Annotated in this window: 19 protein-coding genes; 7 read left to right on the top strand and 12 right to left on the bottom strand. The window is 62.8% G+C overall.

Translation table 11 applies throughout. From position 1 onward, the window contains the following. Positions 1-705 precede the first annotated feature (705 nt). The gene (locus ACOOE1_RS01795; RefSeq protein WP_420404634.1) at positions 706-885 is read left to right on the top strand and encodes a hypothetical protein; all 180 of its coding nucleotides are present in this window, start codon (positions 706-708) and stop codon (positions 883-885) included. Positions 886-1,545: 660 nt separating this feature from the next. Here the strand turns inward: ACOOE1_RS01795 and ACOOE1_RS01800 are convergent. From ACOOE1_RS01800 to fliF, 8 genes are all read right to left on the bottom strand, one after another. Beyond that, on the bottom strand, positions 1,546-2,334 hold the full coding sequence (locus ACOOE1_RS01800) for a MinD/ParA family protein (RefSeq protein ID WP_420404635.1): 789 nt from the start codon (positions 2,332-2,334) through the stop codon (positions 1,546-1,548). A 39-nt stretch (positions 2,335-2,373) separates the two neighbouring features. Next, entirely contained in the window at positions 2,374-3,372 is a 999-nt protein-coding gene (locus ACOOE1_RS01805) for a hypothetical protein (RefSeq protein WP_420404636.1), read from the bottom strand. Between the two features lie 47 nt (positions 3,373-3,419). Continuing rightward, positions 3,420-5,561 carry a flagellar biosynthesis protein FlhA gene (gene flhA, locus ACOOE1_RS01810; protein ID WP_420404637.1) on the bottom strand — a complete coding sequence of 714 codons (2,142 nt, stop codon included), beginning with the start codon at positions 5,559-5,561 and terminating at the stop codon, positions 3,420-3,422. A gap of 55 nt (positions 5,562-5,616) precedes the next feature. Continuing rightward, positions 5,617-7,083 carry a sigma-54 interaction domain-containing protein gene (locus ACOOE1_RS01815; RefSeq protein ID WP_420404638.1) on the bottom strand — a complete coding sequence of 489 codons (1,467 nt, stop codon included), beginning with the start codon at positions 7,081-7,083 and terminating at the stop codon, positions 5,617-5,619. Between the two features lie 42 nt (positions 7,084-7,125). Then, a complete protein-coding gene (locus tag ACOOE1_RS01820; protein WP_420404639.1) occupies positions 7,126-7,980 on the bottom strand; it encodes a motility protein A in 855 nt (284 codons plus the stop codon). A 21-nt stretch (positions 7,981-8,001) separates the two neighbouring features. Beyond that, positions 8,002-8,316, bottom strand: coding sequence for a flagellar motor switch protein FliN (gene fliN, locus ACOOE1_RS01825; protein WP_420406395.1), 315 nt, complete (start codon positions 8,314-8,316; stop codon positions 8,002-8,004). Positions 8,317-8,404: 88 nt separating this feature from the next. After that, positions 8,405-9,259 (bottom strand): hypothetical protein, encoded by an 855-nt coding sequence (locus ACOOE1_RS01830; protein WP_420404640.1) that lies wholly within the window; start codon positions 9,257-9,259, stop codon positions 8,405-8,407. Between the two features lie 46 nt (positions 9,260-9,305). Further along, a complete protein-coding gene (gene fliF / locus ACOOE1_RS01835; RefSeq protein ID WP_420404641.1) occupies positions 9,306-10,994 on the bottom strand; it encodes a flagellar basal-body MS-ring/collar protein FliF in 1,689 nt (562 codons plus the stop codon). Positions 10,995-11,286: 292 nt separating this feature from the next. On the opposite strand from fliF, the gene ACOOE1_RS01840 reads away from it, so the two are divergent. Further along, positions 11,287-12,858, top strand: coding sequence for a tetratricopeptide repeat protein (locus ACOOE1_RS01840; protein WP_420404642.1), 1,572 nt, complete (start codon positions 11,287-11,289; stop codon positions 12,856-12,858). Here ACOOE1_RS01840 and ACOOE1_RS01845 read toward each other — a convergent pair. The 4 genes from ACOOE1_RS01845 to ACOOE1_RS01860 form a co-directional block, all read right to left on the bottom strand. Then, positions 12,842-13,126, bottom strand: a complete 285-nt coding sequence (locus ACOOE1_RS01845) for a DUF1153 domain-containing protein (RefSeq protein WP_420404643.1) — start codon at positions 13,124-13,126, stop codon at positions 12,842-12,844. The genes ACOOE1_RS01840 and ACOOE1_RS01845 overlap by 17 nt on opposite strands. A 191-nt stretch (positions 13,127-13,317) precedes the next feature. Further along, on the bottom strand, positions 13,318-14,628 hold the full coding sequence (flgE, locus tag ACOOE1_RS01850) for a flagellar hook protein FlgE (protein ID WP_420404644.1): 1,311 nt from the start codon (positions 14,626-14,628) through the stop codon (positions 13,318-13,320). A 110-nt stretch (positions 14,629-14,738) separates the two neighbouring features. Further along, complete coding sequence (locus tag ACOOE1_RS01855; RefSeq protein WP_420404645.1) at positions 14,739-15,404, bottom strand: flagellar hook assembly protein FlgD; 666 nt, start codon at positions 15,402-15,404, stop codon at positions 14,739-14,741. Positions 15,405-15,416: 12 nt separating this feature from the next. Next, the gene (locus tag ACOOE1_RS01860) at positions 15,417-17,372 is read right to left on the bottom strand and encodes a flagellar hook-length control protein FliK (RefSeq protein WP_420404646.1); all 1,956 of its coding nucleotides are present in this window, start codon (positions 17,370-17,372) and stop codon (positions 15,417-15,419) included. 634 nt (positions 17,373-18,006) lie between these two features. On the opposite strand from ACOOE1_RS01860, the gene ACOOE1_RS01865 reads away from it, so the two are divergent. The 5 genes from ACOOE1_RS01865 (at position 18,007) to ACOOE1_RS01885 (ending at position 23,060) form a co-directional block, all read left to right on the top strand. Further along, the gene (locus ACOOE1_RS01865) at positions 18,007-18,834 is read left to right on the top strand and encodes a flagellin (protein ID WP_420404647.1); all 828 of its coding nucleotides are present in this window, start codon (positions 18,007-18,009) and stop codon (positions 18,832-18,834) included. A gap of 348 nt (positions 18,835-19,182) precedes the next feature. Then, positions 19,183-20,010, top strand: a complete 828-nt coding sequence (locus tag ACOOE1_RS01870) for a flagellin (protein ID WP_420404648.1) — start codon at positions 19,183-19,185, stop codon at positions 20,008-20,010. Positions 20,011-20,227: 217 nt separating this feature from the next. Beyond that, positions 20,228-20,641: a flagellar biosynthesis repressor FlbT gene (flbT, locus tag ACOOE1_RS01875; RefSeq protein ID WP_420404649.1), complete on the top strand. Its 414-nt coding sequence runs from the start codon at positions 20,228-20,230 to the stop codon at positions 20,639-20,641. A gap of 3 nt (positions 20,642-20,644) precedes the next feature. Further along, positions 20,645-21,082: a flagellar biosynthesis regulator FlaF gene (flaF, locus tag ACOOE1_RS01880; protein ID WP_420404650.1), complete on the top strand. Its 438-nt coding sequence runs from the start codon at positions 20,645-20,647 to the stop codon at positions 21,080-21,082. 22 nt (positions 21,083-21,104) lie between these two features. After that, the gene (locus tag ACOOE1_RS01885) at positions 21,105-23,060 is read left to right on the top strand and encodes a tetratricopeptide repeat protein (protein ID WP_420404651.1); all 1,956 of its coding nucleotides are present in this window, start codon (positions 21,105-21,107) and stop codon (positions 23,058-23,060) included. Positions 23,061-23,281: the final 221 nt, after the last annotated feature.

The raw sequence follows: 23,281 nt of genomic DNA on the forward strand, positions 1-23,281 counted from the left end.
CCGGGCGGCAACGCGGCGCCAGGGCGTGGGACGGTCGCCGTCTGTGCGGCTGTCGGACTTGTCGGGGCGGCGGCAGGGGAAGACGCGGGCTGCTGCGGTGCAGCCCGGCCTGCCTCGGGACCGCTTGCAGAAACGGTCCCCGTTCCGGTGGCAGTATTTTGCGCGGGGGATGTCGGGGGTGCCGCCGGCTGAGCGGTGGCGGGCGCCGGTGTCCCCGCCGGCGCTGGCGCGCCGGATGGGCCGCTCTGGGGCTGACCCGTCTGCGCCGACCCGGTAGGCAAGGATACTGACTGAGCCGCCGTACGTACCGCGGCCGTCGCGCCGGTTTGCGGCGTCTGGCCCGCTGTGCCGGTCGCCGACGACGAGGGCGGCACGGTTCCTTTGTTTGTGGCCGGCGCTGCGGGGGCCGCAGGAGCTCGTCCGGAAGACGTTTGTCCGGAGGATGTCCCGGGAGGTGTTTGCGAGGCGGGGACGGGAGCCGGTGATCCTTGCGCGCCGCCTGTTGCCGGTGCCTGAGGCGGCGCGGCTGTTGCCGCTGGTGTGCCTGTTGCGGGCGCAAATTGGGCCGCCGGCTGCGCCGCCGCAGTGGGAAGCGCAATCGCGGGTTTCAGTTGCGGACTGGACGCGAGCAGGTAGCGCGCTGCGGCCTGAGCTGCCTGCTGAGGGGTGAGGCCGCTCGCGGCAGTCGGCAGTGGTCCGCTTGCAATGCCCTGCGGCAGCGAGGCCGTGCGCAGCACGATGGCACGCGTGACCTGTCCGTCCGTGAGCGGCGGCAACGTCCTCGGTGTCGGTCCCTGGGTCTGGGCGGCACCTGAAGCGGCTGTCGCGGAGCGCGCTGCAGTCGCGGTGCCCGCGGCGTCGGACTGGAGCGCGGACCGCGGCTGAATCAGGGCCTGCAGACCGTTCTCGGTCTGCCGCGCGGTCAGGGCGACCACCGCACCGGCGCGCAGAAAGGCCGGGATCTGCCTGGAATTGATCTGGATCGTGGCCTCGCCGGCAGCGGTGCGCACGGACACGGTCCCGTCCGTCAGAATCCGGGTGACGGTCGCTTCCTGCGGCGCCGGGCGGGCTGACGCGGAGACCTGTGCCGGTACTGTCTGTGCGGGCGGTGAGGGCGGCGGCGATGCGGAGGGCGCCGTCGGGCGCGCTGTCGCTTGTGGCGGAGGCGGCGTGGGTGCGTTGCCCTGCGACGGTCCGGCCTGCGGCGGAGGGTTTTGCTGTGGCGCGCTTGATGCCGGAGGAGGCGCAGGTGTCCGGGCCGACTGGGGAGGCGGTGTCTGCGGTGCCGGTGTTTGTGCAGCCGTCGGCTGCGTCGGCGCTTGCTGAGCCGGAGTTTGCTGAGCGCCGCTCTGCGGAGGCTGCGGTGCCGGCTGCTGCGGCGCCGGTGTGGGCTGGGCGGGTGGCTTTGCCGCAGCGCCCGATTGAAGGACGTTGGCTCCGCCCGTGACCCGTCCTTCGACCTGCGCCGCCGGGGTTTGTCCGGAGGTTCCTGTCTGCGGCGTCGGGGCGGTTGGCTGGACGGTGCTCAATCTGCTCTCGTTGCTGCTAAAGCAGCTTGTCGACGATGGCCTCCATGTCGGTCGAAGCCATGGTCGACGGGAACCGGTTCAGGATCGGGCTCTGGTTCCGGATCGACTCGATGACCTTGCGGTCGCGTCGGACGATGCCGAGCAGGGCCGGCTCGAATTTCAGGAAATTCATCGTCGCCTTGCGCAGGGTCTCGTAGGTCTTCCGGCCGTCATTGACGGAATCGGCGCTGTTCACGACGATCGAGATATTGCAATTCGGATCGTTCTGGTGCGCCACCTTGACGAAGGCATAGGCGTCGGTCAGCGAGGTCGGCTCCGCCGTCGTGACGACCACGATCTGCCCGGCCCGCGAGGCCAGGATCCGTACCGTGCGGTCGAGGCCCGCGCCGAGATCCATGACGACCCGGTCGTAGCTGTCGGAGAGCTGAACCAGTTCGTTGCCCAATGACTGCAGACGGTTCGCCGGCAGGGTGGCGAGGCTCCCGGAACCGGAGCGTCCGGCAATGATGTCGAATTTGCCGTCCTCGTAATGGATCTTGGCCTGGGAGAGCGAAAGTCGTCCGCCGATCACGCCACCGAGATCGCGCTGCGGCATCAGGCCGAGCTGGATATCGACGTTCGCGAGCCCGAGGTCGGCATCGAACAGCAGCACCTTCTGGCCCATCCGGCTGAGACCGTGGGCGAGGGTGACCGAGAACCAGGTCTTGCCCACGCCGCCTTTGCCAGAGGCAACGGCGAGGATCTTCGGCCCCTTGAGGGCCGTCCCGCTGGCGGCAGTCTGACGCGGCTTATCGGCAGGCGACATCATAGGACAGATCCTTCGTCCGGTTCCCTGTTAACGTTTTCAGCCATAGGCGCCCCGCACTTCCGGCTCTGCATCGTTGAAGTTCTGCACCACGGAGTGTGGAAGCAACAATCGGGCCAGCGTAACGGGATTCATCGGCCGGAGCCCGTCCGCGACATTCGGTCCGACGCCGACTTCGGTCAACTGCAGGTCGGCGACCGCGGCGGCGCTGAGATACGAGCCGAAGCGCCGGGTCATGTCGAGACGCGTCAGCAGCAGGCGCCGGGCGCCGAGCTCGCGATAGATCCGGGCGATTTCCGCCGCCTCCATCGGATCAGAACCACCGGCCATGACGAGCACCACATCGGCATCCACGGCTTTTATCAGGCGGGCCTGGCGGGAGACATCGGTGTCGTCGAAGGGATTGCCGCCGGGACAATCGATCAGAATATGCCCGCGCCCACCGGCACCCTCGACCGCGGCCCGCAATTCTTCCGGGGTGCCGGCACTGATCAGCTTGAGTTTCAGGATCTTGGTGAAGGCTTCGAGCTGAGCGAAACCTCCGGCCCGCACGGTGTCTGTCGTGATCACGCGCACCGGCTGCTTGCGCATGACGATCTGGGTCGCGAGTTTGGCGATCGTGACGGTCTTGCCGGCACCGGGCATGCCGACGAGAAGGATCGGTTTCTCGGCGGTTCCGAGCGGCATCGGCGCGAAGCTGAAATAGCGGTCCACCGCTCCGGCCAGCGCCAGCACCGGGTCCTCCAGTGCCATCTCCTCGGCGGTGGCAATCAGGTCGTCGGAGAGCTGCGGCGGCACGCCGTTGTTGAGCAGCGCGTCCGTGATGGTCTCGATCGGGTCGTGATAGAGGTCGTCCTCGTAGGTCTCGTCCTCGAAATCGAAATCGTCCTCGACCTGATCGATCGCCGCAGTGATCCGGACGCCGCTCCCGTTCTCTCCCGTCTGGGTCGAAACGATGATCGCGTCCTCGCCGAAGTGCTGCTTCACCAGCGCCATGGCGTCGTTCATCGTTTCGGCGGAAAATGTCTTCAGGCGCATGGGTCCCTCACCGGCGATGCGCGTCTTCGGAGCGCCCTAGACGAAAACTATACTTGGCCAAGCGTCTTGATCCGTGCCTTGGGGTGAATCTCGTTTTGAGACATTACCACAGTCTGCGAGCGGAACCGCTCGACGATCGAACGAACGTAGGGCCTTATGCCCGGAGATGTAAGAACGGCCGGGAATTCTCCGATTTCCGCCAGCTGATCCAGGGAGTTTCGGAGCGCCGTGATGAATTCCTGCAACTTGCTCGGAGGCATTGAGAGTTGCTGGTCCTCGCCCTGGCCGACAATGGAGTTCGCGAAGGTCTGTTCCCAGTCCGGCGACAGGGTGACGAGATGGATCACGCCGTCGTCCGCGGTATTCTGCTCGCTGATCTGCCGTGCGAGACGCGTGCGCACATGTTCGGTCATCAGGGTGATGTTGCGGGTGAAGGTCGAGGCCTCCGAGATACCCTCGAGAATGGTCGGCAGATCCCGGATCGACACCCGTTCGCCGAGCAGGTTCTGCAGGACGCGCTGCAGGCCGCCGACCGAGATGTTCGACGGCACCACGTCGGTGACCAGCTTCTGATACTGCTCCGGCAGTTCGTCGAGCAGTTTCTGGGTTTCGGTGTAGGACAGGAGCTCGCGCATGTTGTCCCGGATCAGCTCGGTCAGATGGGTCGTCACAACGGTCGAGGGATCGACCACCGTGTAGCCCTTGAACAGGGCTTCCTCGCGCTGTTCCGGGCCGACCCACATGGCGGGCAGGCCGAAAGTCGGCTCCCGTGTCTCGGTGCCTGCGAGATCGATCGGATTGCCGACCGGATCCATCACCAGAAGGCGGTTCGGGCGGATGTCGCCGCGCCCGACCTCGATTTCCTTGACGCGGATGACGTAGGTGTTCGCCGGGAGCTGGAGGTTATCCTGGATCCGCACCTGCGGCATGATGAAGCCGCTCTCGACCGCGAGCTGGCGCCGGAGCGCGCGGATCTGATCGGTCAGGCGCTGGCCTTCGACGGTCTCGTTGACCAGCGGCAGCAGGCCGTAGCCGAGCTCGAGGCGCACAAGGTCGATATGCAGGGCCGAGGAAATCGGTTCTTCCGGAGGCGGTGCGGCGGCTTCCTCGGCTTCGCGTTGCACTTCGGCGGCAGCGGCCTTCTCGCCCTGGCTGTAGATCATGAAGGCAAGCCCGCCGACGAGGGCGGCGAGGGCGAGGAATATGAAGGTCGGGAAACCGGGAAGCAGGGACAGGATCGCCAGCAGAACGGCGCAGAGCGCGAGAGCCTTCGGATAGCCGCCGAGCTGGCCGAACACGGCTTTCTCGGTGGTTCCCGTCGTGCCGCCCTTGGTGACCAGCATACCGGCGGCGGTCGAGACGATCAGCGCCGGAATCTGGCTGACCAGGCCGTCGCCGACGGTCAGGAGCGTGTAGGTGGAGAAGGCTTCGTTGAAGCTGAGGCCTTGCTGGGCGATGCCGATCACCATGCCGCCGATCACGTTGATCACGGTGATCAGCAGGCCGGCGACCGCGTCGCCGCGCACGAACTTGGAGGCGCCGTCCATCGCGCCGAAGAAGGTACTCTCCGCACTCAGCTCCTCTCGCCGGTTCCTGGCCTGATCTTCATTGATGAGGCCGGAGGAGAGATCCGCGTCGATCGCCATTTGCTTGCCCGGCATCGCATCGAGGCTGAAGCGTGCGGCGACTTCGGCGATACGGCCGGAACCCTTGGTGATGACGATGAAGTTCACGATCACCAGGATCGAGAAGACGATGATCCCGATGGCCGCGTTTCCGCTCATCATGAAGGAACCGAAGGCCTGGATCACATCACCGGCCGCGTCGGTTCCGGTATGTCCGTCCGCCAGGATCAGCCGGGTCGAAGCCAGGTTGAGCGACAGCCTCAACATGGTCGCGATCAGCAGGACCGTCGGGAAGGCATTGAAATCGAGCGGTTTCTCGATGAACAGAACAGTCATCAGGATCACCACCGACAGCGCGATCGAGACCCCGAGCAGGATATCGAGCAGCATTGTCGGTACGGGCAGGATCAGGACCGAGAGAATCCCGATCACTCCGAGTGCGAGATAGATGTCCCCGCGCATCGCCATGCCCTTCAGCCCGTCGAGGCTGAAGGAGGGAAGGGCCGTGCCCGATCCGGATCCGCCGCCCTCCGGCTGCGGTGACTGGCCCGAGGCGTCGCTCATTCAGGGGCTCTCTTGATCGCGCGTTTCATGGTCGGATCCGTTGTTCCGGTGCCATTCAGACCGTGGCTCGGTCCGCCTCGCCCGGCGGCGGGACGCTGACGCCCTCTTCGGAATAGGCCTTGAGCTTGTTGCGCAGGGTCCGGATCGAGATGCCGAGAATGTTGGCCGCGTGGGTCCTGTTTCCGAGACAGTGCGTTAGGGTGTCGATGATGAGCTGGCGCTCGACGTCCGCGACAGTGCGTCCGACGAGATCGCCGCCCTGGTCGGAGCCGCTCTCCGTCGCGGACGCGGGCGGCGGTGCGGGAGCCGGATCGGGTTCGTCGAATGAGGCCGGCTGGAAGGTGTCGGCTGCCGGTTTCGATGTCGGCTGTGGCGCTGGGGCGCTTGCCAGCGGTGGGGCCTCCGGAGCGGCCGGCGCCATCTGTTCACCGGTCAGGATGATAGCTTCCGGACCGATTTCGTCACCGGACGCGAGCAGGATTGCACGATGCAACGTATTCTCCAGCTCTCGCACATTTCCGCGCCAGTGATGACCCTGCAGGCGCTTGACGGCTTCGTCGCTCAGCGGGCGCGCGGGGACACCGTTCGCCTCCGCGTATTTCTTCGCGAAATGCTCGGCCAGCAGCTTGATGTCGGCCGGGCGCTGACGCAGCGGCGGGAGCTGCAGATTAAAGACATTGAGGCGAAAATAGAGATCCTCGCGGAAATTTCCCTCGCGGACATGCCGCTCCAGATCCCGGTTCGAGGTTGCCAGCAGGCGGATGTCGACCTTCACCGGCTGACTGCCGCCGACCCGGTCGATCTCGCGTTCCTGGATCGCGCGCAGCAGCTTGGCCTGCAGGCGGATATCCATCTCGCTGATCTCGTCGAGCAGCAGGGTTCCGCCGTTCGCTTCCTCGAACTTGCCGACGCGCCGCGCGACGGCGCCGGTGAAGGCGCCCTTCTCATGGCCGAACAGCTCGGATTCGAGGAGGTTGTCGGGAATGGCGGCGCAGTTCACGGAAACGAACTGTTTGTCAGAGCGCTTGCTCTTGTCGTGCAGATAGCGCGCGAGCACTTCCTTGCCCGTACCGGACTCGCCGGTGATCAGCACGCTGGCGTCCGATGGCGCGATCTGGTCCGCGAGCTTGAGGACGGCCCCCATGATCGGGTCCTGGAAAATGACCGAGCTCTGCTCCTCGGTGACCGCCTGCAGCACCGCGGCGATGAGTTCGGCGTTCGGGGGCAGGGGGATGTATTCCTTGGCGCCGGCCTTGATTGCGGCGACGGCGGCGTCGGAATCGTTCTCGAGCCCGCAAGCGACGACCGGCGTGTTGATCCGCTCCTGGTTCATCGCGCGAAGCAGTTTGGCGACGGGCTGGGCGACGTCGATCATCACGAGGTCGGCGCCCTGGCCGCTGCGCAGGGCATGCATGGCGCCCTCGACCGTGTCGAGATGGCTAACCTTCGCGCCCTTCTTGAGGGCGATCTGACCCGCAGCGCTAATATGTCCGCCCAGTGTGCCGACGATCAGCAATCGCATCTGTCAATTCTCCCTTCGTGCGGCCTCGGCGGCCCCACCCATCTATCCGTAATAGTCGAGCCGCTGCGAGGGCGGCAATTTGGTATTGAGCAGCCGCTCCAGGAGGCGCGGGTTTTCCTGCCGCGCGATCGACATCGCGCAGGCATGGTAGATTTCGCATTCGAGCAGTTCGGCTTCAGCGTTCCGCTCCAGTTTCGCCGCGATCGGCGCCAGCACCATGTAGGCCAGGATCGCACCGTAGAAGGTGGTCAGCAGGGCAACGGCCATGGCCGGGCCAATCGAGCTCGGATCGTTCAAATTCCCGAGCAGCTGGATCAGCCCGATCAGGGTTCCGATCAGCCCCATGGAAGGCGCGACCTCGGCCGCCCGGCGCAAAACGCCGGCATGACGGTGCCTGAGGTCCTCCACGGCGGCGATTTCCTGTGCCAGCACCTGGTCGATCTGGTGCGGCGTCGCGCCGTCGACGGTCATGGCCATGGCGCGCTGCAGGAACGGCTCGCTTTCGATCATCGGAAGCACGTGATCGAGTGCCAGAACGCCGTTGTCTCGGGAAATCGCGGCCAGATTGAGACAGCGCTCGCCGGCGAGCCGGTGGTCGTGCCGTTTCGGCAGGATGGTCTGGAGCACGGCGTTGAAGGCGCCGAAGAGCTCGGTGATGCTGAACGAGACCAGGGTCACCGCGAAGGTTCCGATCAGGACGATGAGCACCGACGGAAGGTTGTAGAAGGAGCTTACGGAGCCCCCGAGCACAAGCGCCGTACCGACCAGGCCGAAAGCAACGCAGAGGCCGAAAATCAGCGCGATATCGATGGTCCGGCCGCTTTCCGGAACATCGAAAGTGCGCGTACGCGCCGGGCGGGCGCGGGCGCCTTCTTCTACGGTCGCGCGATCAGCCATCGAACTTGTCCGTTTTCAAGGTCAGCCGGTCCGGTCGGACTTGATGATTTCCGTCATCGTCACGCCGAGGCGTTCGTCCACGATGACGACCTCACCGCGGGCGACGAGACGGTTGTTCACGTAAATGTCGATCGCCTCGCCGACCTTCCGGTCGAGTTCGACGACGGCGCCTCGACCAAGCTTCAGGAGCTGGCTGACCTGCATGCTGGACTTGCCCAGCACCGCGGACACCTGCACCGGAATGTCGTAGACGGCCTCGAGTTCGCGGGCGCTGATCCGTTCCGGAGAGTCGGCGACGGCCACTTCCTCGGGTTCTTCGGTGGCCTGCTGCTCCATCGCAGCGGCCATATCCATGTCGTCGAGATCTTCGAAATCGACATCGCTTTCGTCGGACATTCAACTCTCCTCTGGCGGCAATGCTGCGCTAGTTTTCCCTCACGTGAGCTTCTTCCGGATCGACGGCGGCGTCCATCTCCGGTTCGGCCTCGCTCGCAAGGGGCTCGGTTTCGGGGGCCGGACCGGCCTCGGCCGGTTCGTTGTCGCTTTCGGTTTCAAGCGCGACTCCGTCGGCTTCAGGCTCGTCCGTCGGAGGAATGTCGGAGCCGATGCCGGAGCGTGCGGGCAGGGCGGACATCGTGCGTTCCACCATCACGTCGATCTCGTTCCAGGTCTCGTCCAGAGAGCGTTCGACCGCTCCGGCAGCCCAGGAGACGCGGCAGTCGGTCGCGACGAGTTCCGGGTCCCCGACCAGGACGACTTCGCCCTCGTAGCCGACGCGCGAGGCCATCAGCTGGACCTTGTCTCTCAACGGCTCTTCGATTTCGGTGGCGACGCGGATCATGACCTTCGGCTGCTCGGTCAGGAACTGGAAGGCCTGGTTGATCACATGCTCGATCTGCGGCAATTCGGTTCCGCGGGTCAGTTCCGGGGCGAGCTTGCGCATGATGGTGGCGGAGAGCCGCACGGCGTCGTGCTGCATCTCGTTGGCCCATTTGCGATGCGCGTCCTTCAGCTGGCCGACCTGACCCAGCACTCCTTCGAGAGCGACGGCGACCTGCTGCTCGATCCCTGACATCGCTGCAGACATGCCTTCCTGACGGCCAAGCTGATAGGAAGCCTCCTTGGCTTCGTCGACTTCTTCCTGCGTGTATGTCGGCGGGGCGTTGGCGGACGCCTCTTCCTCGGCAACGCGTGCGGCCTCGGCTGCGCGGCGAAGTTTCTCCTGATACTCCTCGTCGAAGATATCGTCGAACAGGAAGCGTGATTTTTGCTTCTCCATGCGCGTCAGCCCGTCAGTCCCGTTCCTGTCACGTCGCTACGTCCGCTCAACCGCCGCCGGTATTGCCGGCTTCCTGATACATCCAGTTGCGGATGATGGCGACGGCTTCCTCCGGATGTTTCTCGACGATTTCGCCGATCTTCTTGAGCGAAGATGCGCGGACACGGCCTTCGACCTGATTGATGTCGATCATCTGGTCGAGAAGGCTCTCTTCCTCGTCGTCGCTCTCCAGCAGTTCCGCCATGTCGGCGGTGGCGCCCGGTCCGGTCAGCTGGGCGATCGCGTCTGCGCCCCCGATGGCCCCGACACCACCGCCGCTTGCCGCCAGCGTGGTCGGCATGGACTCAAAGAGGCGGGTAAGGACGGGGCGGACAACCAGCAGGATCACGAGCAGGCCGACCACCGCGAGCACGAGCACTTCGGCGAGCTGCAGGAACTCGTCCTTGGATATGCCGAACAGAAGGGAACCGTCATCGAGGTCGAGCGGTTCCAGCTTGACGAACTGCATGTTGACGACTTCGACCGTGTCGCCGCGCGTGCCGTTGTAGCCGACGGCGGACCGGACGAGGGTCGCGATCTGTTCAAGCTCCTCCGGCGTGCGGGGCTCGTAAACCCTGTCGCCGTCTTCGTTCTCGACATAGCGGCCGTCGACCAGAACGGCGACCGAGAGATTCTGGATCTCGCCGGCTTCCTTGACGCGATTGCGGACGGTGCGGCTGATTTCGAAGTTGACGGTTTCCTCGCTGCGGGAGGATTCCGAGAGTGCGGAAAGCTCCCCGGCGCCCGCATTTGCCTGGGCTTCCGGCAGATTGTTCTCGACCGAAACCGTGTCCTGCTGGTTTCGCTCCTGCGAGCTCTCGTTCTCGGAGATGGTCTGCGTGGAGCGGGCAACCTGGCTGTCCGGATCGTAGATCTCGGACTGTTCGGTGAAGCGGTCATAGTCGATCTCCGCGCTCACCTCGGCGCGCACACGGCCAAGTCCGACGATGCGCTCGACCAGTTCCTCGACGGAACCGCGCAGCCTGTTTTCGAAAGCGAGGCGCATTTCCTCCGAACTCTGGCCCGGAAGCGCGCCGTCCTCCTCTGAGGTGCCGCGCGCGAGCAACTGGCCTCGACTATCGAGGATCGAAATGTTCTGCGGATCCATCTCCGGCACGGCCGCCGCCACGAGATGCTGGATCGCAAGCGTCTGCTCGCGGCCGAGACGGCCGGCGCCCTGCACCTGGAGGACGACGGAGGCGCTCGGCTTGCGGCGCTCGCGGCTGAACAGTTCGCGTTGCGGCAGCACGAGATGGACGCGTGCGCCGCGGACATTGTTCATCGCGCCGATGGTGCGTGCCAGCTCGCCTTCGAGGGCACGGACCAGATTGACGTTCTGCACGAAATTGGTGGTGCCGAGCCCGTCCGACTTGTCGAAGATCTCGTACCCCATCGTGCCGCCGCCGGGGACGCCCTGTTCGGCGAGAGCGACCCGGAGTTTCAGAACCTCGTCCCCGGGCACATAAACCTGCTGACCGCCTGCTTTCAGCTCGTATTCTATGTTGCGGGCCTCGAGCTCCTTGACGATCGAGCCGCTGTCGGCGGGATCGAGGTCGCCGTATAGCAGCGCCATGCCGCCGGTCGACAGACGGGAGGCGAGAAAGATGAAGAAACCCAACACGGCAACCGCGGTGCCGACCAGGGCGGCGATGCGGATCGGACCGAGATTTCGAAGCAGGTCGACGAGAGGATTCATGGGTTAAGACCCTCGCTGTTGCGCGCAGCCGCTGTCCGGACGGTATCCGGGGTGACTCTTGCAAATAGATTGCATTTTAGACATATCTTATGAAAATTGAAAGAGTCCTCTCGGCAAAAAATGCCTAGTGACTATATCCGACTGCGAATCGAAAGAGAACAATTAATTAGCGGCGATACTTGTGGTATTGGTTAAGGAAGAATTGATGCTGGGCGATCATGGGGTCGGTTGCGCCACCCGCGCCTAATGCTCCGGAGCGTTGTCTATGGCGAAAAGAGAATCGGAAGCCCGAATGCCGGTTACGACCTCGGGCCTCTCCTATAGCGGAATTGTCGATACATCCCGGTCGCGCCTTGCAAATCTGAACAACGAAGCGGTTCGCTTGCTGGAAGCCGGCAACATCGAGCAGGCACGCAAGCTGTTCATGCAAATCCTCAACGAGAACGAAGAGGACGTGTATGCGCTGCACGGCATGGGGATCGTTGCGCGAGAGATGGGGCGGCGGCCCGTTGCGATCGAGCTGATGAAGAAAGCGCTGGAGCTGGATCCGCGAAATCCAATGATCGCAAGTAATCTCGGCACGATCTACGAGGCTGAGAAAAACTATGAAGAAGCGCTGACCTGGTACAAGAACTGCCTGAAATGGGGGGGCAAGGAGCTCAAGGCACGCGGCCAGTTCGGGATCATCCACAATAACCTGGGCAGTGTTCTTTCCAAGCTCGGCCGGCGGACCGAGGCGCTGGTTTCGTTGCGCAAGGCGCTCGAAGCCGGGGTCGAGTTTCCCGAAGCGATGACCAACCTGGCGACCATGCTCGGCGACCTCGGGGAGTTCAAGCAGGCCAATTACTATTTCAGGCGCGCGCTGGAACTTGATCCCGAGAGTGCGCATGCCCATCACAATTTCGGGCAGAGTCTGCTGCGCCAGGGCAATTGGGAAGAGGCGTGGCCGCACACCGAATGGCGCATGGTAGCGACGAACAACGGGGTTCCGTGGCGGAAATTTCCCCAGGCGCTCTGGAATGGCAATCCTTTCCAGGGCGCGCGCCTTATTCTCTACGCCGAGCAGGGGATCGGCGACGAGATCCGCTTTGCCAGCATGATCCCCGACGCGATCGCGCGCGGCGGGGAAGTTGTCGTGGAATGTGCCCCGCGGCTGGTTTCCCTATTCCAGCGGTCTTTTCCCCAGACCCGCGTGGTGCCTGCGCCCTACTGGCCGGCGGAAGAGGGGGTCGAGCCGTTCGATATCGCCTGTCCGTTCGGCACGCTTGGACGCCTGTTCCGTGGAAACAGGGAGGCGTTCCCGGATCACTCCGGTTATCTGGTTCCGGATCCCGAACTGGTCGATTTGTTTCGCAAGAGGCTGGAGGCGGCCGGCCCCGGCCCCTATGTCGGCCTGTGCTGGCGAAGCGGTCTCGCCGGTGCCTACCGGACCGAATATTATTCGACGATCGAAGACATGCCGACGCTCTTCAAGGTCGACGGCGTGACGTTCGTCAATCTTCAATACGACGCGCGGCCCGAGGAACTCGAACTGGCCAGGAGCTCGTTCGGTGTCGATCTCGTGCACTGGGATGATGTCGATCTGAAGAACGAACTGGAGAAGGCGGCGGCGCTGACGAGTTGTATGGATCTTGTTGTCAGTCCGGCGACCTCGGTTTCCGCAATGGCCGGAGCCCTCGGGACGGAGACGATCGAGTTCCGCCCTTTTCCTGTCCCGGAAACCTATTTCAAGAACGGTCGCTGTCCCTGGTTCCCGAGCGTGCGCTATTTCGCCAAGCGGCAATCCGAGAAATGGAGCAAGGTGCTTCGGAAAATCGCCGTGGAGATGGAGGCGATCAGGGACAGGATCAGCGCTCGGACCTGAAGCGGCGCGATGCGCGGCGATAGTCCTGGACCCGCGTCGCTCTGAGCGCGCGCGTGCCATGGGCCTTGATCAGTTCCCGCCAGTTCGCGAATTCCTCATGGCTGAGACTGTAGCGGTCGCAGGCCTGTTCCAGCGTGATCACGCCATCTTCCACCGCGCGCACGACCTGGGCCTTGCGGCTGACCACCCATCGCTTGGTATCGGCCGACGGCAGACCCGCGAAAGGATCTTCTGAGCTCTCGGACGCTGCGGTTGATTCTAATATCATAATTTTTTTCGGGTTCTTGTCTGCGGTCATCTTCTCAACGCATGATCGGTATGCCGGTCTGCTGAGGATATGGGCCGCATCCTAAAGAATCCTTAAAATGCGATCTTTCTTTCGGAAGCTCCGCCGAAAAAAAGCCCCGGCTGAAGAGCCGGGGCGAGAGAGAGAACGGTAGAAATCTCTGGAGGCGATTTCTACCGCTTGATGCGGATGATCTCGTCCAGCAGTTCGTCGCCGGTGGTGATGATCCGGGTCGAGGCCGAATAGGCCCGCTGGGTGATGATGAGATCGGTGAACTCGGTCGCGATATCCGTGGTCGAGTTCTCCAGCGCGCCGGACTGGATCCGGCCGGTACCGCCGTTGGTCGGAATGCTGAGAACGATATCACCGGATGTCGAGGTCACGCGGTAGGCGTTGCCGTTGACGGTATCCAGCTCAGTCGCCGACGGGACCGTGCCAATTGGCAATCGGTAGATGTTTCTCGACTGGCCATTCGCAAAGTTCGCAGCCACCAATCCGTCTTCCGAGATCGACACGCCGATCAGAGCCGACGGGCCGGAGCCATCCTGGTTCAGCAGCGAGGTCTCGAAATCGCCGTTGAATTGCGACATGCCGGTCGGCTGTCCGTAGGTGCCCCAATCGAGGGTGATCGTGGCGGTTGCGACCGAGCGGCTGAATTCGCCGCGCGTGATGGTCAGGGACTCCGTGGCCGACTGGTTCGTGGTGCCGGCGGCGAGGCCGTTGACGCTCCGCAGGCTGCCATCGGTGTTAAAGGTCATCGTGCGGGCCGCGCCGCCGAGCGACATCGATGTCGCGTTGACCGTACCCGGGTTCCGAATCAGCGTGTAGTCATAGGTCCAGGTGTTTGCTGCCGCGGACTTGGTCCAGGTCGTCTCGAGCAGATAGTCGAAACCGAGAGAGTCGTAGATCGTGATGTTCGTGATCACGGTGTCGCTGGTCGCCGCGCCCGCCGGAAGGTTGGCGTTGATCGTCACGTCGTCCGTCGCATTCGCGATCTGGCCGAACTGTGACAGGTCGACAGTCTCGAGGCTGGTCAGCAGGTCACGGGTGTCCTGGTTGTTGATGGCTCCCGTCGCGTCCGTGCGCCAGCCCTGCAAATAGTAGCCCGCCGTGTTGATCAAGCGGCCGTTCTCGTCGGTGTTGAAGGCGCCTGCGCGGGTCAGCAGGTATTCGTCGTCGGAGCCCGGTTCCGGCGCTTCGTTGACGACGAAGAAACCGTTGCCGTCGACCGCCATGTCGGTGGTGCTGCTGGTCGCCTGCAGCAGGCCCTGGCGGCTCGGGTCGGTGATCGGCTTGGTCTGCACGCCGCCCGGTGTAAAGGCTGTGGCGGTGGGGCTCCGGGTCACAAGCGTCTGGAACCGCGCCTGGGTTTCCTTGTAGCCGACCGTCTGCGAGTTGGCGATGTTGTCGGAGATAATACCGAACGCGGTAGCCTGAGCGCCGATCGACGCCACGCCCGCGAAAAGTCCGCCGGTAACACTCATGTCTAGTCCTCCATTCCGTGGCCGGGGCGCACGCCTCGACCGTTTCTACCGATGGTGCCGGTCTGGCACCGTGGCCGGGGGCATCTCTCTGGCCGCCCGGTCCTCCCGCCTTAGGTGGCGGAAACTCGCGTAACTGTGTCCATCTCGACGACCACGTTGCCGACCAGAAGACTCGGGCCGTTCTCGCCGGTGACCACGCCGGTCACACGGCCAAGGGACTCGATCTGGGTGTCGACAGTGTCGTCGTTCTTGTCGAGAGCGCCGATCCGCACGGAGTAGGTTCCGTTCGGCATTTGCTCGCCGGCATTGTTCTTGCCGTCCCACTTGAATTCGTGGCGCGTGTCCGGGGTCGTGTTGCCCTCGGTCGTGTAGACCAGCAGGCCGCTTTCATTGAAGACGTTGATCGCGACCGAATCCGCGTTCTGGTCCACCTTGTAGCCCCAGGCTGCGCCTTCTTCGGTCAGCGTCGTCGTGTTGCCGTTGAAGACCACCGTCTGGTCGATATACCCGACCGCTGCCGTGTTCGAGTTCGCAACCTGCGCTTCGACGAGCTTGCCGAGGGACTTGTTTGTCTCGATCTGCTGTTCGACGGAGGTGAACTGAACCAGCTGGTTGGTCATCTCGTTCGAATCCATCGGGCTCGTCGGGTCCTGGTTCTGCAACTGGGTCAGAAACAGGGTGAGGAACTGGTCCCGTTGTTCTTCGAGGCGCTCTTCGGTCGTCTGTTCGGTTGCGAAGATGCTCGCGTCGCCGGAACTTGATACTGCGCTCACCATGTCCGTCGCCTCCTAGGCCACCATGTTCAGCGAACCATCGTCGCCGACACCGTCTTGTTCAGTCCCTGCGGTGGCCGTATCGAGCTGCTCTTCTTCAGCTGTCAGGTCGCCGCCTGCGTTCGAAGGGGAACCGTTTCCGGCTCCGGCATTCTGTTGTCTCTCGTTGGTGTTGCCGCCCCGCATCTGGAATTCGAGGCTTTCACCATCGGTATTGAAACCTGCGTCTTGCAAAGCCTGTTCCAATTGACGGGCATCGCGTTGCAGAAGATGCAGGGTTTCCGGTTTCTCGACCGTCACGACACCCCGAACGCCGCCGTCAGAGCCGAATTCCAGGCGGATATCGACTTTTCCGAGCTCGGACGGATTGAGCTGGATTTTGATCTTGTCGAGGCCGCCCTGGGCAGCTTTGACCAGCTTCACCTTGACCTGTTCGGCGGCGGCACCGGGCAAAGGCTGCCGGGTTTCAGAGGGAGGAGCGCTTCGCTCCGTGCCGGACGTCCTGAGCGTGTCTGCAAAGCTGCTGGAGCTAGAGGAGGGGGCTTCGGCGGTCCGCGCCGAGCCGTTTGCGGTGGTTCCGGTCTCGCTCAGGCTGCTCTGGCCCGCTCCGCCCTGCGACCGGCCGCCGAGAGTGCTCTCTGCCGTGGCAGGGGGCAGCTGCCCCGGTACCGGGGCGGCCCCGGCGCCCGTGCCGGTGTTCGGCGTGGCGGGCTGGACGGTGGCGGCGGCAACATTGACCGCCGCCGTCGCCTGGCCGGCATTCGCGGTGCCCTGAGCCGAGGTTTTCTCCCCGGCCGCGCTCATGGCGTTGCTCTGCGGAGCGGCGCCAAGGGCATTGGAACGCGGGATCCGGCTGTTCAGAGCGGTCGCCGCGGCGATCGTTTCACTCTGAGACGGAAGGACGTTCTGATTCGATCCGCCATTGCCGCCGGCCGCGCGATTGTTGGCAAACACCGCCGCCATATCGGACGAGGCTTGCGGTCTTGCCGCGGCCGGACCCTCGATCTCGATCTTCGGCAGGGTTTGCATGGCCGCCTGGCTGGCCTGGGCGGCCGCGCCCTTGACTTCCGGAGCGACCGGGGTTGGGCCGGCATTCTTTCCATTCGATCCGCTTGCAGGCACTGCCTGAGCCGCGCGTGCGGTGGCTTCGGCCGGTAGATCGGCGGCCGGCTTCGTCGCGCCGTTCGTGGCAGCGGAAGCGGACTGGATGGCTGTTTTTTGCGGCCAGGGCACCGGAAGCGTGAAGGAGGTCTTGTCTTCAGACGCTCTTCCCGCTGTCGCCGTTTCGGTCGGCGTGGTTGTCGGTTGCGTCAGCTTCTGCAGGGCCGCGAGCTTGGGGTCGGTAACGGTTCGCGCCGGTTCGTGAGCTACATTGTTTTTCTCGGCTCCGGTCTTCACCGCGGCCTTGTCCGCGACAGGAGCCGTGACACTGGCTTCCGAACCGGAGGGAGTTTGGACGGAAGCAGATGCACCCGGCTGTGGGATCGCGGCTTGTTGCCTCTGCTTCACATCTGCGGTGTGCACGTCACCCGCGCCTGGGGCACCGGACGGGCCTTTGGATAGCGCCGGGTTTTCAGACGGTGTATCTGACGGGACGGACCGGCTGGCCGGTTCGACGGTTTGCTCCGTGCCGGTGGAAGGTTTGTCCGGCGTATTCGAGGCGGCGGCTTTCGCTGCGTCGCGCGCCGGTTCCGCGTCGCCGACGGGCTCGGTCGACTGAACGGCGGCGCTCTCCGTTGTTTCACTGGCGTCGGTCGCTTCCGCGTTCCTGCGCTCTTCCGGAACGTGCGTGACCGCATCGGTCGTCGGGGCGGGTGCGGCCTCTGTCTCGTTATCGCGCGCTCTACGGGGCGCGGTAGCCGTCACGGAGTCGCGCGAGGCGGCTTTCGCTTTCTTGCTGTCTTCCGGGGGAGCCGATTGCGCATGCTCGGCATTGTGCGATGAAGCCTGGCGGCTGTCTGTCTCGTCCACCTGCGTTCTCCGCTCACGGCGGACCGGATCAGCTTGCCGGGTTTCCGTCGGTTCCTTGCGCTCGTAGTCATCGAGCCGGAACTTCGGGCGGTCCGCATTCCGGGACGCAATTGGATCAAATGGCAGAGCGCTGCTGCGCTTGCCGGTCATGCCAATTGCAAAGTCTTGCATGTTCGATACCGGAGACATTGTTTGCCCTCACGCGTTGTGTCGGCGTTAAGGAAGCAAAGACCGGGCCATGTGCCTGCGAGCGCGGTTTGCCCGGTGAACCGGGGAAAAGTGCCGGTTCTTGAGGCGGCTGGAGGGAAGGGGGGCAAGATCTGCCATGCCGGGGGGAAGTTTTTGCCCGGTCAGGTTCTCTATCGGGGCCGTCAAGCCCTGGAACTGCCCTGGCACGGTTATTGATTGTACGGAGGTGGGGCAGGGATGCAGGTTGAACTGGTGTTCGATGAGGCAGAAACTTTCCCGGTTTTCCGTTAAGTGACTGAAATATAATAAATATACAATTTATCTACAATTTTAATTTTTTTATTGACAACATTTATGGAGTTATGGATGATGGGTGTCGTGAGGAGAACCTCACCGTCAGCAAAACGCTGACTCATCATGAGCCCTTAGAAAGAGGACTTTTACCATGGCTATCCAAAACTCCGTTCTGACCAACCCGTCGTCCTTCGTTGCCCTTCGCACCCTGAATGGCATCAACCGCAGCCTCGATGTCACGCAGAACCGTGTTTCCACGGGCCTGAAAGTGGCCGGTGCTCTGGATGACGCGTCCAACTTCGCCATCGCGCAGGGTATCCGGGCCGAATTGAAGGCCATCGATGCGGTTACCCAGGGTCTGAACAACGCCAAGGGTATCGGCAAGGTCGCGATCGCCGGTGTGACCGGCATCTCCAACCTGCTGTCCGATGTCCGCGGCAAGCTGACCGAGCTGGCCAACGAAGGTATCACCACCGCGCAGCGCAACATCCTGCAGAACGACTTCAACGAGTTGGTCTCGCAGGCGGCGAACTTCATCGCCAACGCTGAGTTCAATGGTGTGAACCTGATCCAGTCCGGCGCCACCACGGTCAACACGCTGTCCAACCTGGCTGGCGGCCTCCTGACGCTGACGGCGCAGAGCGCGGTCAACACGCAGGTCGGCAACATCGCGACGGCGACCCTCGGCACCGCGACGAACGCGCAGAGTGTCATCGCCAACGAATTCTCCAACCTCGAGTCCGTCGTGAATACCGCGCTCGGTTCTCTCGGTGCGGAAGTTCGCGCGCTGAACCTGCAGACCACGTTCCTGGAGGAGATCCGGGACGCGACCGACGAAGGTCTCGGCAACATCGTCGATGCCGACCTGGCTCGCGAATCTGCTCGCCTCACCTCCCTGCAGGTGCAGCAGCAGCTGTCGACCCAGACTCTCAGCATCGCCAACCAGCGCCCGCAGACCCTGCTTGGTCTGTTCGGCTAACGCTTACGGCAACAAACTTTCCTGCGAAAGGGCGGCTTCGGCCGCCCTTTTTGCATTTTGGCCCTTCGGGGTGACGCTTCGAGCTGTGATCCAGCCTGCCGTTGCGGTTTTTGCCACAATCCGGTCCGGATCAAAATCGTTACGAAATTCCAATTATTTCAGCGCGTTAATTTCGCCCAACCTCAGGTTCGCATTTTCCGCGCCAATCCCTTACTCACATTAAACTTTTCGCAACTATTTTCTGTGTTAATATGGCCTATCCGCTCAAAAGAAGCGGGTTTTGCTCTGGGGGCTTGCCCCTGAACTCGCGGGAAAAATTTCCGCAGTCCTTAGAAAGAGGAGGCCAAAATGGCTATTCAAAACTCTATCCTTACCAATCCCTCTGCATTCACGGCTCTTCGTACCCTGAATTCCATCAACCGGAATTTGGATACGACGCAGAATCGTGTCTCCACGGGCCTGAAGGTTTCCGGTGCTCTCGACAACGCCTCCAGCTTTGCCATCGCGCAGGGCATCCGGGCCGAGTTGAGCGGTATCGACGCCGTTGCGCAGGGCCTCAACAATGCCAAGGGTATCGGTAACGTTGCGATCGCCGGTGTGACCGGGGTTTCCAACCTCCTGTCCGACATCCGCGGCAAGCTCACCGAGCTGGCCAACGAAGGTATCACCACCGCGCAGCGCAACATCCTGCAGTCCGACTTCAACGAGCTGGTCTCGCAGGCGGCGAACTTCATCTCCAACGCCGAGTTCAACGGGGTGAACCTGATTTCTTCCGGTGCAGGTTCCATCAATACGCTGTCCAACCTGGCCGGCGGCACTCTGACCCTTACGGCCCAGAGTGCAGTCAACACGCAGGTCGGTAACATCGCGACGGCGACGATCGGCACCGCGACGAACGCGCAGAGCGTCATCGCCAACGAATTCGCCAACCTTGAGTCCGTCGTGAATACCGCGCTCGGTTCTCTCGGTGCGGAAGTTCGTGCGCTGAACCTGCAGACGCAGTTCCTGGAGCAGATCCGGGATGCGACTGAAGAAGGTCTCGGCAACATCGTCGACGCCGATCTGGCTCGCGAGTCTGCTCGCCTCACCTCTCTGCAGGTGCAGCAGCAGCTGTCGACCCAGACTCTCGGTATCGCGAACCAGCGTCCGCAGTCCCTGCTGGGTCTGTTCCGCTAATAGCGGACCACATCTCCAAGGAAATCGGGGGAAGCAATTCCCCCGATTTTTTTTGTCCGGCTTTCGTCAGCTGACCGTTTTGGCACGTGAATTGCCCGGATCGTGGGCGTCCGGGGAATTCCGGTGAGGTGATGTGGATTGTGACGAACCGCATTTTCGAATTCCCTCTTTTGATGCTATGAATGTGCGGTCAGGCTGATTGTACGGATTTCATCGAATGCCGTTAAAAATCAATGTGAAACCGGGAGAGAAATTCGTCGTCAATGGGGCGGTGATGGTTGCCGGCAAGAAAGGCGCGTCTCTGGTCCTTCAGAACGAGGCGACAATTCTGCTGGGCAAGGACATCATGCAGGAGGAGGACGCGAATACTCCGGCAAAGCGTATCTACTTTACCATTTTGTTAATGTATCTCGATCAGGATCAGTCCGATCAATATCGCGGCGTGTTCCTCGAACTGGTTGAAAGTTTTCTCGAGGCGACGACCTTTAAAGAGGTTCGCATGACCCTTTTGAATATCGTCCAGGATGTGAATGAAAAGCGCTTTTACCGCGCTTTGAAAACCTGTAAGGCGCTGATGAGCTACGAAGCTGAAATTCTCAAGATCGGTGCGCCAGAGGCGGTTGGGAGCTAATTGATGTCAGGCATCGATGCCTACAAGAAGACGATCAACCAGACCGCGACGTCGCGCGATACGGAATATCGTCTGCTTGCGCAGGTCACCTCAGAGCTGATCAAGGCGATCGAGAACGAGAAGAGTGCGAAGGGCGACCCCAAGAAAATGTCGCAGGTCGCTTCTGCCCTGAACTGGAACAAACAGGTTTGGGATGTCTTCGTCGAAGATTGCGGAACCGCCGGCAATCAACTGCCGCGGGAATTGCGGGCGGCAATTGTCAGCCTTGGGATCTGGGTGACGAAAGAAACGGCTTTGGCCCTCGAGGGCGACGGCGATATCGACTCCCTCGTCGCGGTCAACCGCGACATCATGAAGGGACTGAAGCCCGAGCAGGCTGCTCCGTCGCCTTCGGCTCCGCAACCGAGCGGCGCGGTCGGGTCGATTCTCGACAAGGCCTGAGCCCGGTGCGTGCCGGTGCGGTGTGACGGAGGATCCGCAGGATAGGGATGCGGAAAGCCGGGACGCTGACTTCTTTCGTCAGCTGTTCGAGAGCTCTCTGGCCGCGCACAGGACCAACCGATTTGATCTGGCGCAGGCCGGATACCGGGAAATTCTCGCTCGGTATCCCGATCATGCCGCAACCCTGAGTCTCTACGGCGCATTGCTGTATCAGACGAACCGTCTGGACGCAGCGGCCTCCATCCTTGAACGGGCCGTCGATCTCGATCCGGCTCAGGTATCTGCATGGAATCATCTGGGCGCCGTCCGGCTTGCGCAAGACAGGGCGGAGGACGCGCTCGCAGCGTTTCAGAAAGCGACCGAAGCCGACCCTCTCAATGTCGAGTCCTGGCTGAACCGCTCGCGTCTCGCGGAGACGCTTGGCGATCATGCTGATGCCGTTGAGGCGGCGCGGTCGGCCACGCTCCACCGTCCGGATCATGCAGCCGCGTCTGCACGGCTTGGCGCCGCGCTATTCGCCGCCGGACAATTCCAGGAGGCGGTCGATCCGCTGGAGCGGTCGATCGAACGCGCACCCTACGGTGTCGAGCCTTATCTTCATCTGGCCCTGTGTTTCAAGCATCTGGCCCGGGCTGAGCGCGCGCAGACGGCTTTGCGGAAGGCGATACTACTCGCTCCGGAGAGGGTCGCTCTTTATCCGCATTTGACGGAGGGCGGGGCCGGACCACTTCGGTCCGTCGACAAGGTCTCTTGGGCGCGAAAGGCATTGTTCCTCAATCCGCAAGACAGCGGGCTCTGGGCGGCGCTCGCCGCTGCCTGCGAGTCTGTAAGGCGGGACGAGTCCGCCGTGGAGGCCGCGAAACGGGCGCTCTTGCTGAGCCCGCACGAACAAGCGGCGCACCATTGTCTGGCATTACCGCTGTTTCGGCTCGAGTGCTTCGCGGAAGCCGCGGCGGCGAGCCGGCAGGCGCTGTTTCTGTATCCTGACATCGCGGAGCTGAAATTCGTCGCGGCCGCTTGTGCGTTCATCTTCGATGATCTTGATACCGGGTGGCGCTTCTACGAAGCCCGCGCGGGCTCGCGCATCGACAGCTTGCGGGTCGGGTTGCCGGATCGCTGGGACGGAACATCGGAGCCTGGGAATCTGCTCGTTGCAGCCGAACAAGGCGTGGGAGACGAGTATATCTTCTTGAGTAGGCTTGACGGTCTACGCGGATGTGCGCAGGAAACAACAGTCGAATGCGATCCGCGAAACCGTCCGCTGTTCGAGCGCAGTTTTCCCGGATTCCGTTTCATTGACCGGCAGCTTGCCGCCCGGGACGGGGGCGCGGCCTACTTCGATTACCGCGCGGTATCCGAGGAGCTGGGGTTCGACAGCGCGATGCTCGCGGGCTCGCTTCTGGCGATGTTCATCAAGGACGGTCACGCAAGCGGCCCAAGATCGTTCCTTGTGCCCGACGAGAATGAGGCCGGCGCCTGGCGACGTTATTTCCGCGAGCGCACCTCCCTTCCGTTGGTCGGCGTCTGCTGGCGAGGCGGAACAGTGTCTGACGCCCGGGAACGGCTCTATTGTGATGCCGACACGATGATCGAAGCCCTCGGCCCGCAGCGCGCCTGCTTCGTTAACCTGGTCCACAATCTTCGGGATGACGAACTGGAGCGAACGCGCACGCGGCTGCAGTGCGACATCCACGATCCGGAAGGTATCGATCAGAGGAACGAACTCGACAGACTGGCGGCGATGCTTTCGGTAATGGACGCCGTCGTTGCGGTCGATACTGCGGTATGCACGCTCGCGGCCGCGGTGGGCACGCCGACCTTGCGCCTCGGACGAAGCCTGCTTTTCCTGAGCGACGGTCACGATGCCGTCCTCGGATCCTGCCATCCGATGAACGCGCGGGCCGAGCCATTCGATATGTCGGCTTGCCTCGCGCGTGCAGCTGCCTGTCTGCCGGAAATTCTGCTTTCCGGGAGATAGCAGGAAAAAACCTCCGGCCAAGCTTGGCATTTCCTGCCGAGTTCAGGACGGAAGCCCGGCAACTGGCCTTTGGGTTCCTTCGATCCGTTTCCAAAAATCCAATTAAAACAAAAGAGTGATTGTTCCTCTCAAACTGGCCCGGCTCTTGCGACGAGTGGGCCGAGACAGTGGTTCGCCGTCTGATTCACCCGGCAAGAATCGCCGTGGCCAAGAAATGGTCC

The sequence above is a fragment of the Nisaea sp. genome, from assembly GCF_965216895.1.
Classification (GTDB): domain Bacteria; phylum Pseudomonadota; class Alphaproteobacteria; order Thalassobaculales; family Thalassobaculaceae; genus Nisaea.

Bases quoted from the DNA above. Each gene is read 5' to 3' on its own strand.
- ACOOE1_RS01795 (WP_420404634.1), top strand. From the start codon at position 706: ATGCCCTGCGGCAGCGAGGCCGTGCGCAGCACGATGGCACGCGTGACC.
- ACOOE1_RS01800 (WP_420404635.1), bottom strand. From the start codon at position 2,334: ATGTCGCCTGCCGATAAGCCGCGTCAGACTGCCGCCAGCGGGACGGCC.
- ACOOE1_RS01805 (WP_420404636.1), bottom strand. From the start codon at position 3,372: ATGCGCCTGAAGACATTTTCCGCCGAAACGATGAACGACGCCATGGCG.
- flhA (WP_420404637.1), bottom strand. From the start codon at position 5,561: ATGAGCGACGCCTCGGGCCAGTCACCGCAGCCGGAGGGCGGCGGATCC.
- ACOOE1_RS01815 (WP_420404638.1), bottom strand. From the start codon at position 7,083: ATGCGATTGCTGATCGTCGGCACACTGGGCGGACATATTAGCGCTGCG.
- ACOOE1_RS01820 (WP_420404639.1), bottom strand. From the start codon at position 7,980: ATGGCTGATCGCGCGACCGTAGAAGAAGGCGCCCGCGCCCGCCCGGCG.
- fliN (WP_420406395.1), bottom strand. From the start codon at position 8,316: ATGGAGCAGCAGGCCACCGAAGAACCCGAGGAAGTGGCCGTCGCCGAC.
- ACOOE1_RS01830 (WP_420404640.1), bottom strand. From the start codon at position 9,259: ATGGAGAAGCAAAAATCACGCTTCCTGTTCGACGATATCTTCGACGAG.
- fliF (WP_420404641.1), bottom strand. From the start codon at position 10,994: ATGAATCCTCTCGTCGACCTGCTTCGAAATCTCGGTCCGATCCGCATC.
- ACOOE1_RS01840 (WP_420404642.1), top strand. From the start codon at position 11,287: ATGCCGGTTACGACCTCGGGCCTCTCCTATAGCGGAATTGTCGATACA.
- ACOOE1_RS01845 (WP_420404643.1), bottom strand. From the start codon at position 13,126: ATGATATTAGAATCAACCGCAGCGTCCGAGAGCTCAGAAGATCCTTTC.
- flgE (WP_420404644.1), bottom strand. From the start codon at position 14,628: ATGAGTGTTACCGGCGGACTTTTCGCGGGCGTGGCGTCGATCGGCGCT.
- ACOOE1_RS01855 (WP_420404645.1), bottom strand. From the start codon at position 15,404: ATGGTGAGCGCAGTATCAAGTTCCGGCGACGCGAGCATCTTCGCAACC.
- ACOOE1_RS01865 (WP_420404647.1), top strand. From the start codon at position 18,007: ATGGCTATCCAAAACTCCGTTCTGACCAACCCGTCGTCCTTCGTTGCC.
- ACOOE1_RS01870 (WP_420404648.1), top strand. From the start codon at position 19,183: ATGGCTATTCAAAACTCTATCCTTACCAATCCCTCTGCATTCACGGCT.
- flbT (WP_420404649.1), top strand. From the start codon at position 20,228: ATGCCGTTAAAAATCAATGTGAAACCGGGAGAGAAATTCGTCGTCAAT.
- flaF (WP_420404650.1), top strand. From the start codon at position 20,645: ATGTCAGGCATCGATGCCTACAAGAAGACGATCAACCAGACCGCGACG.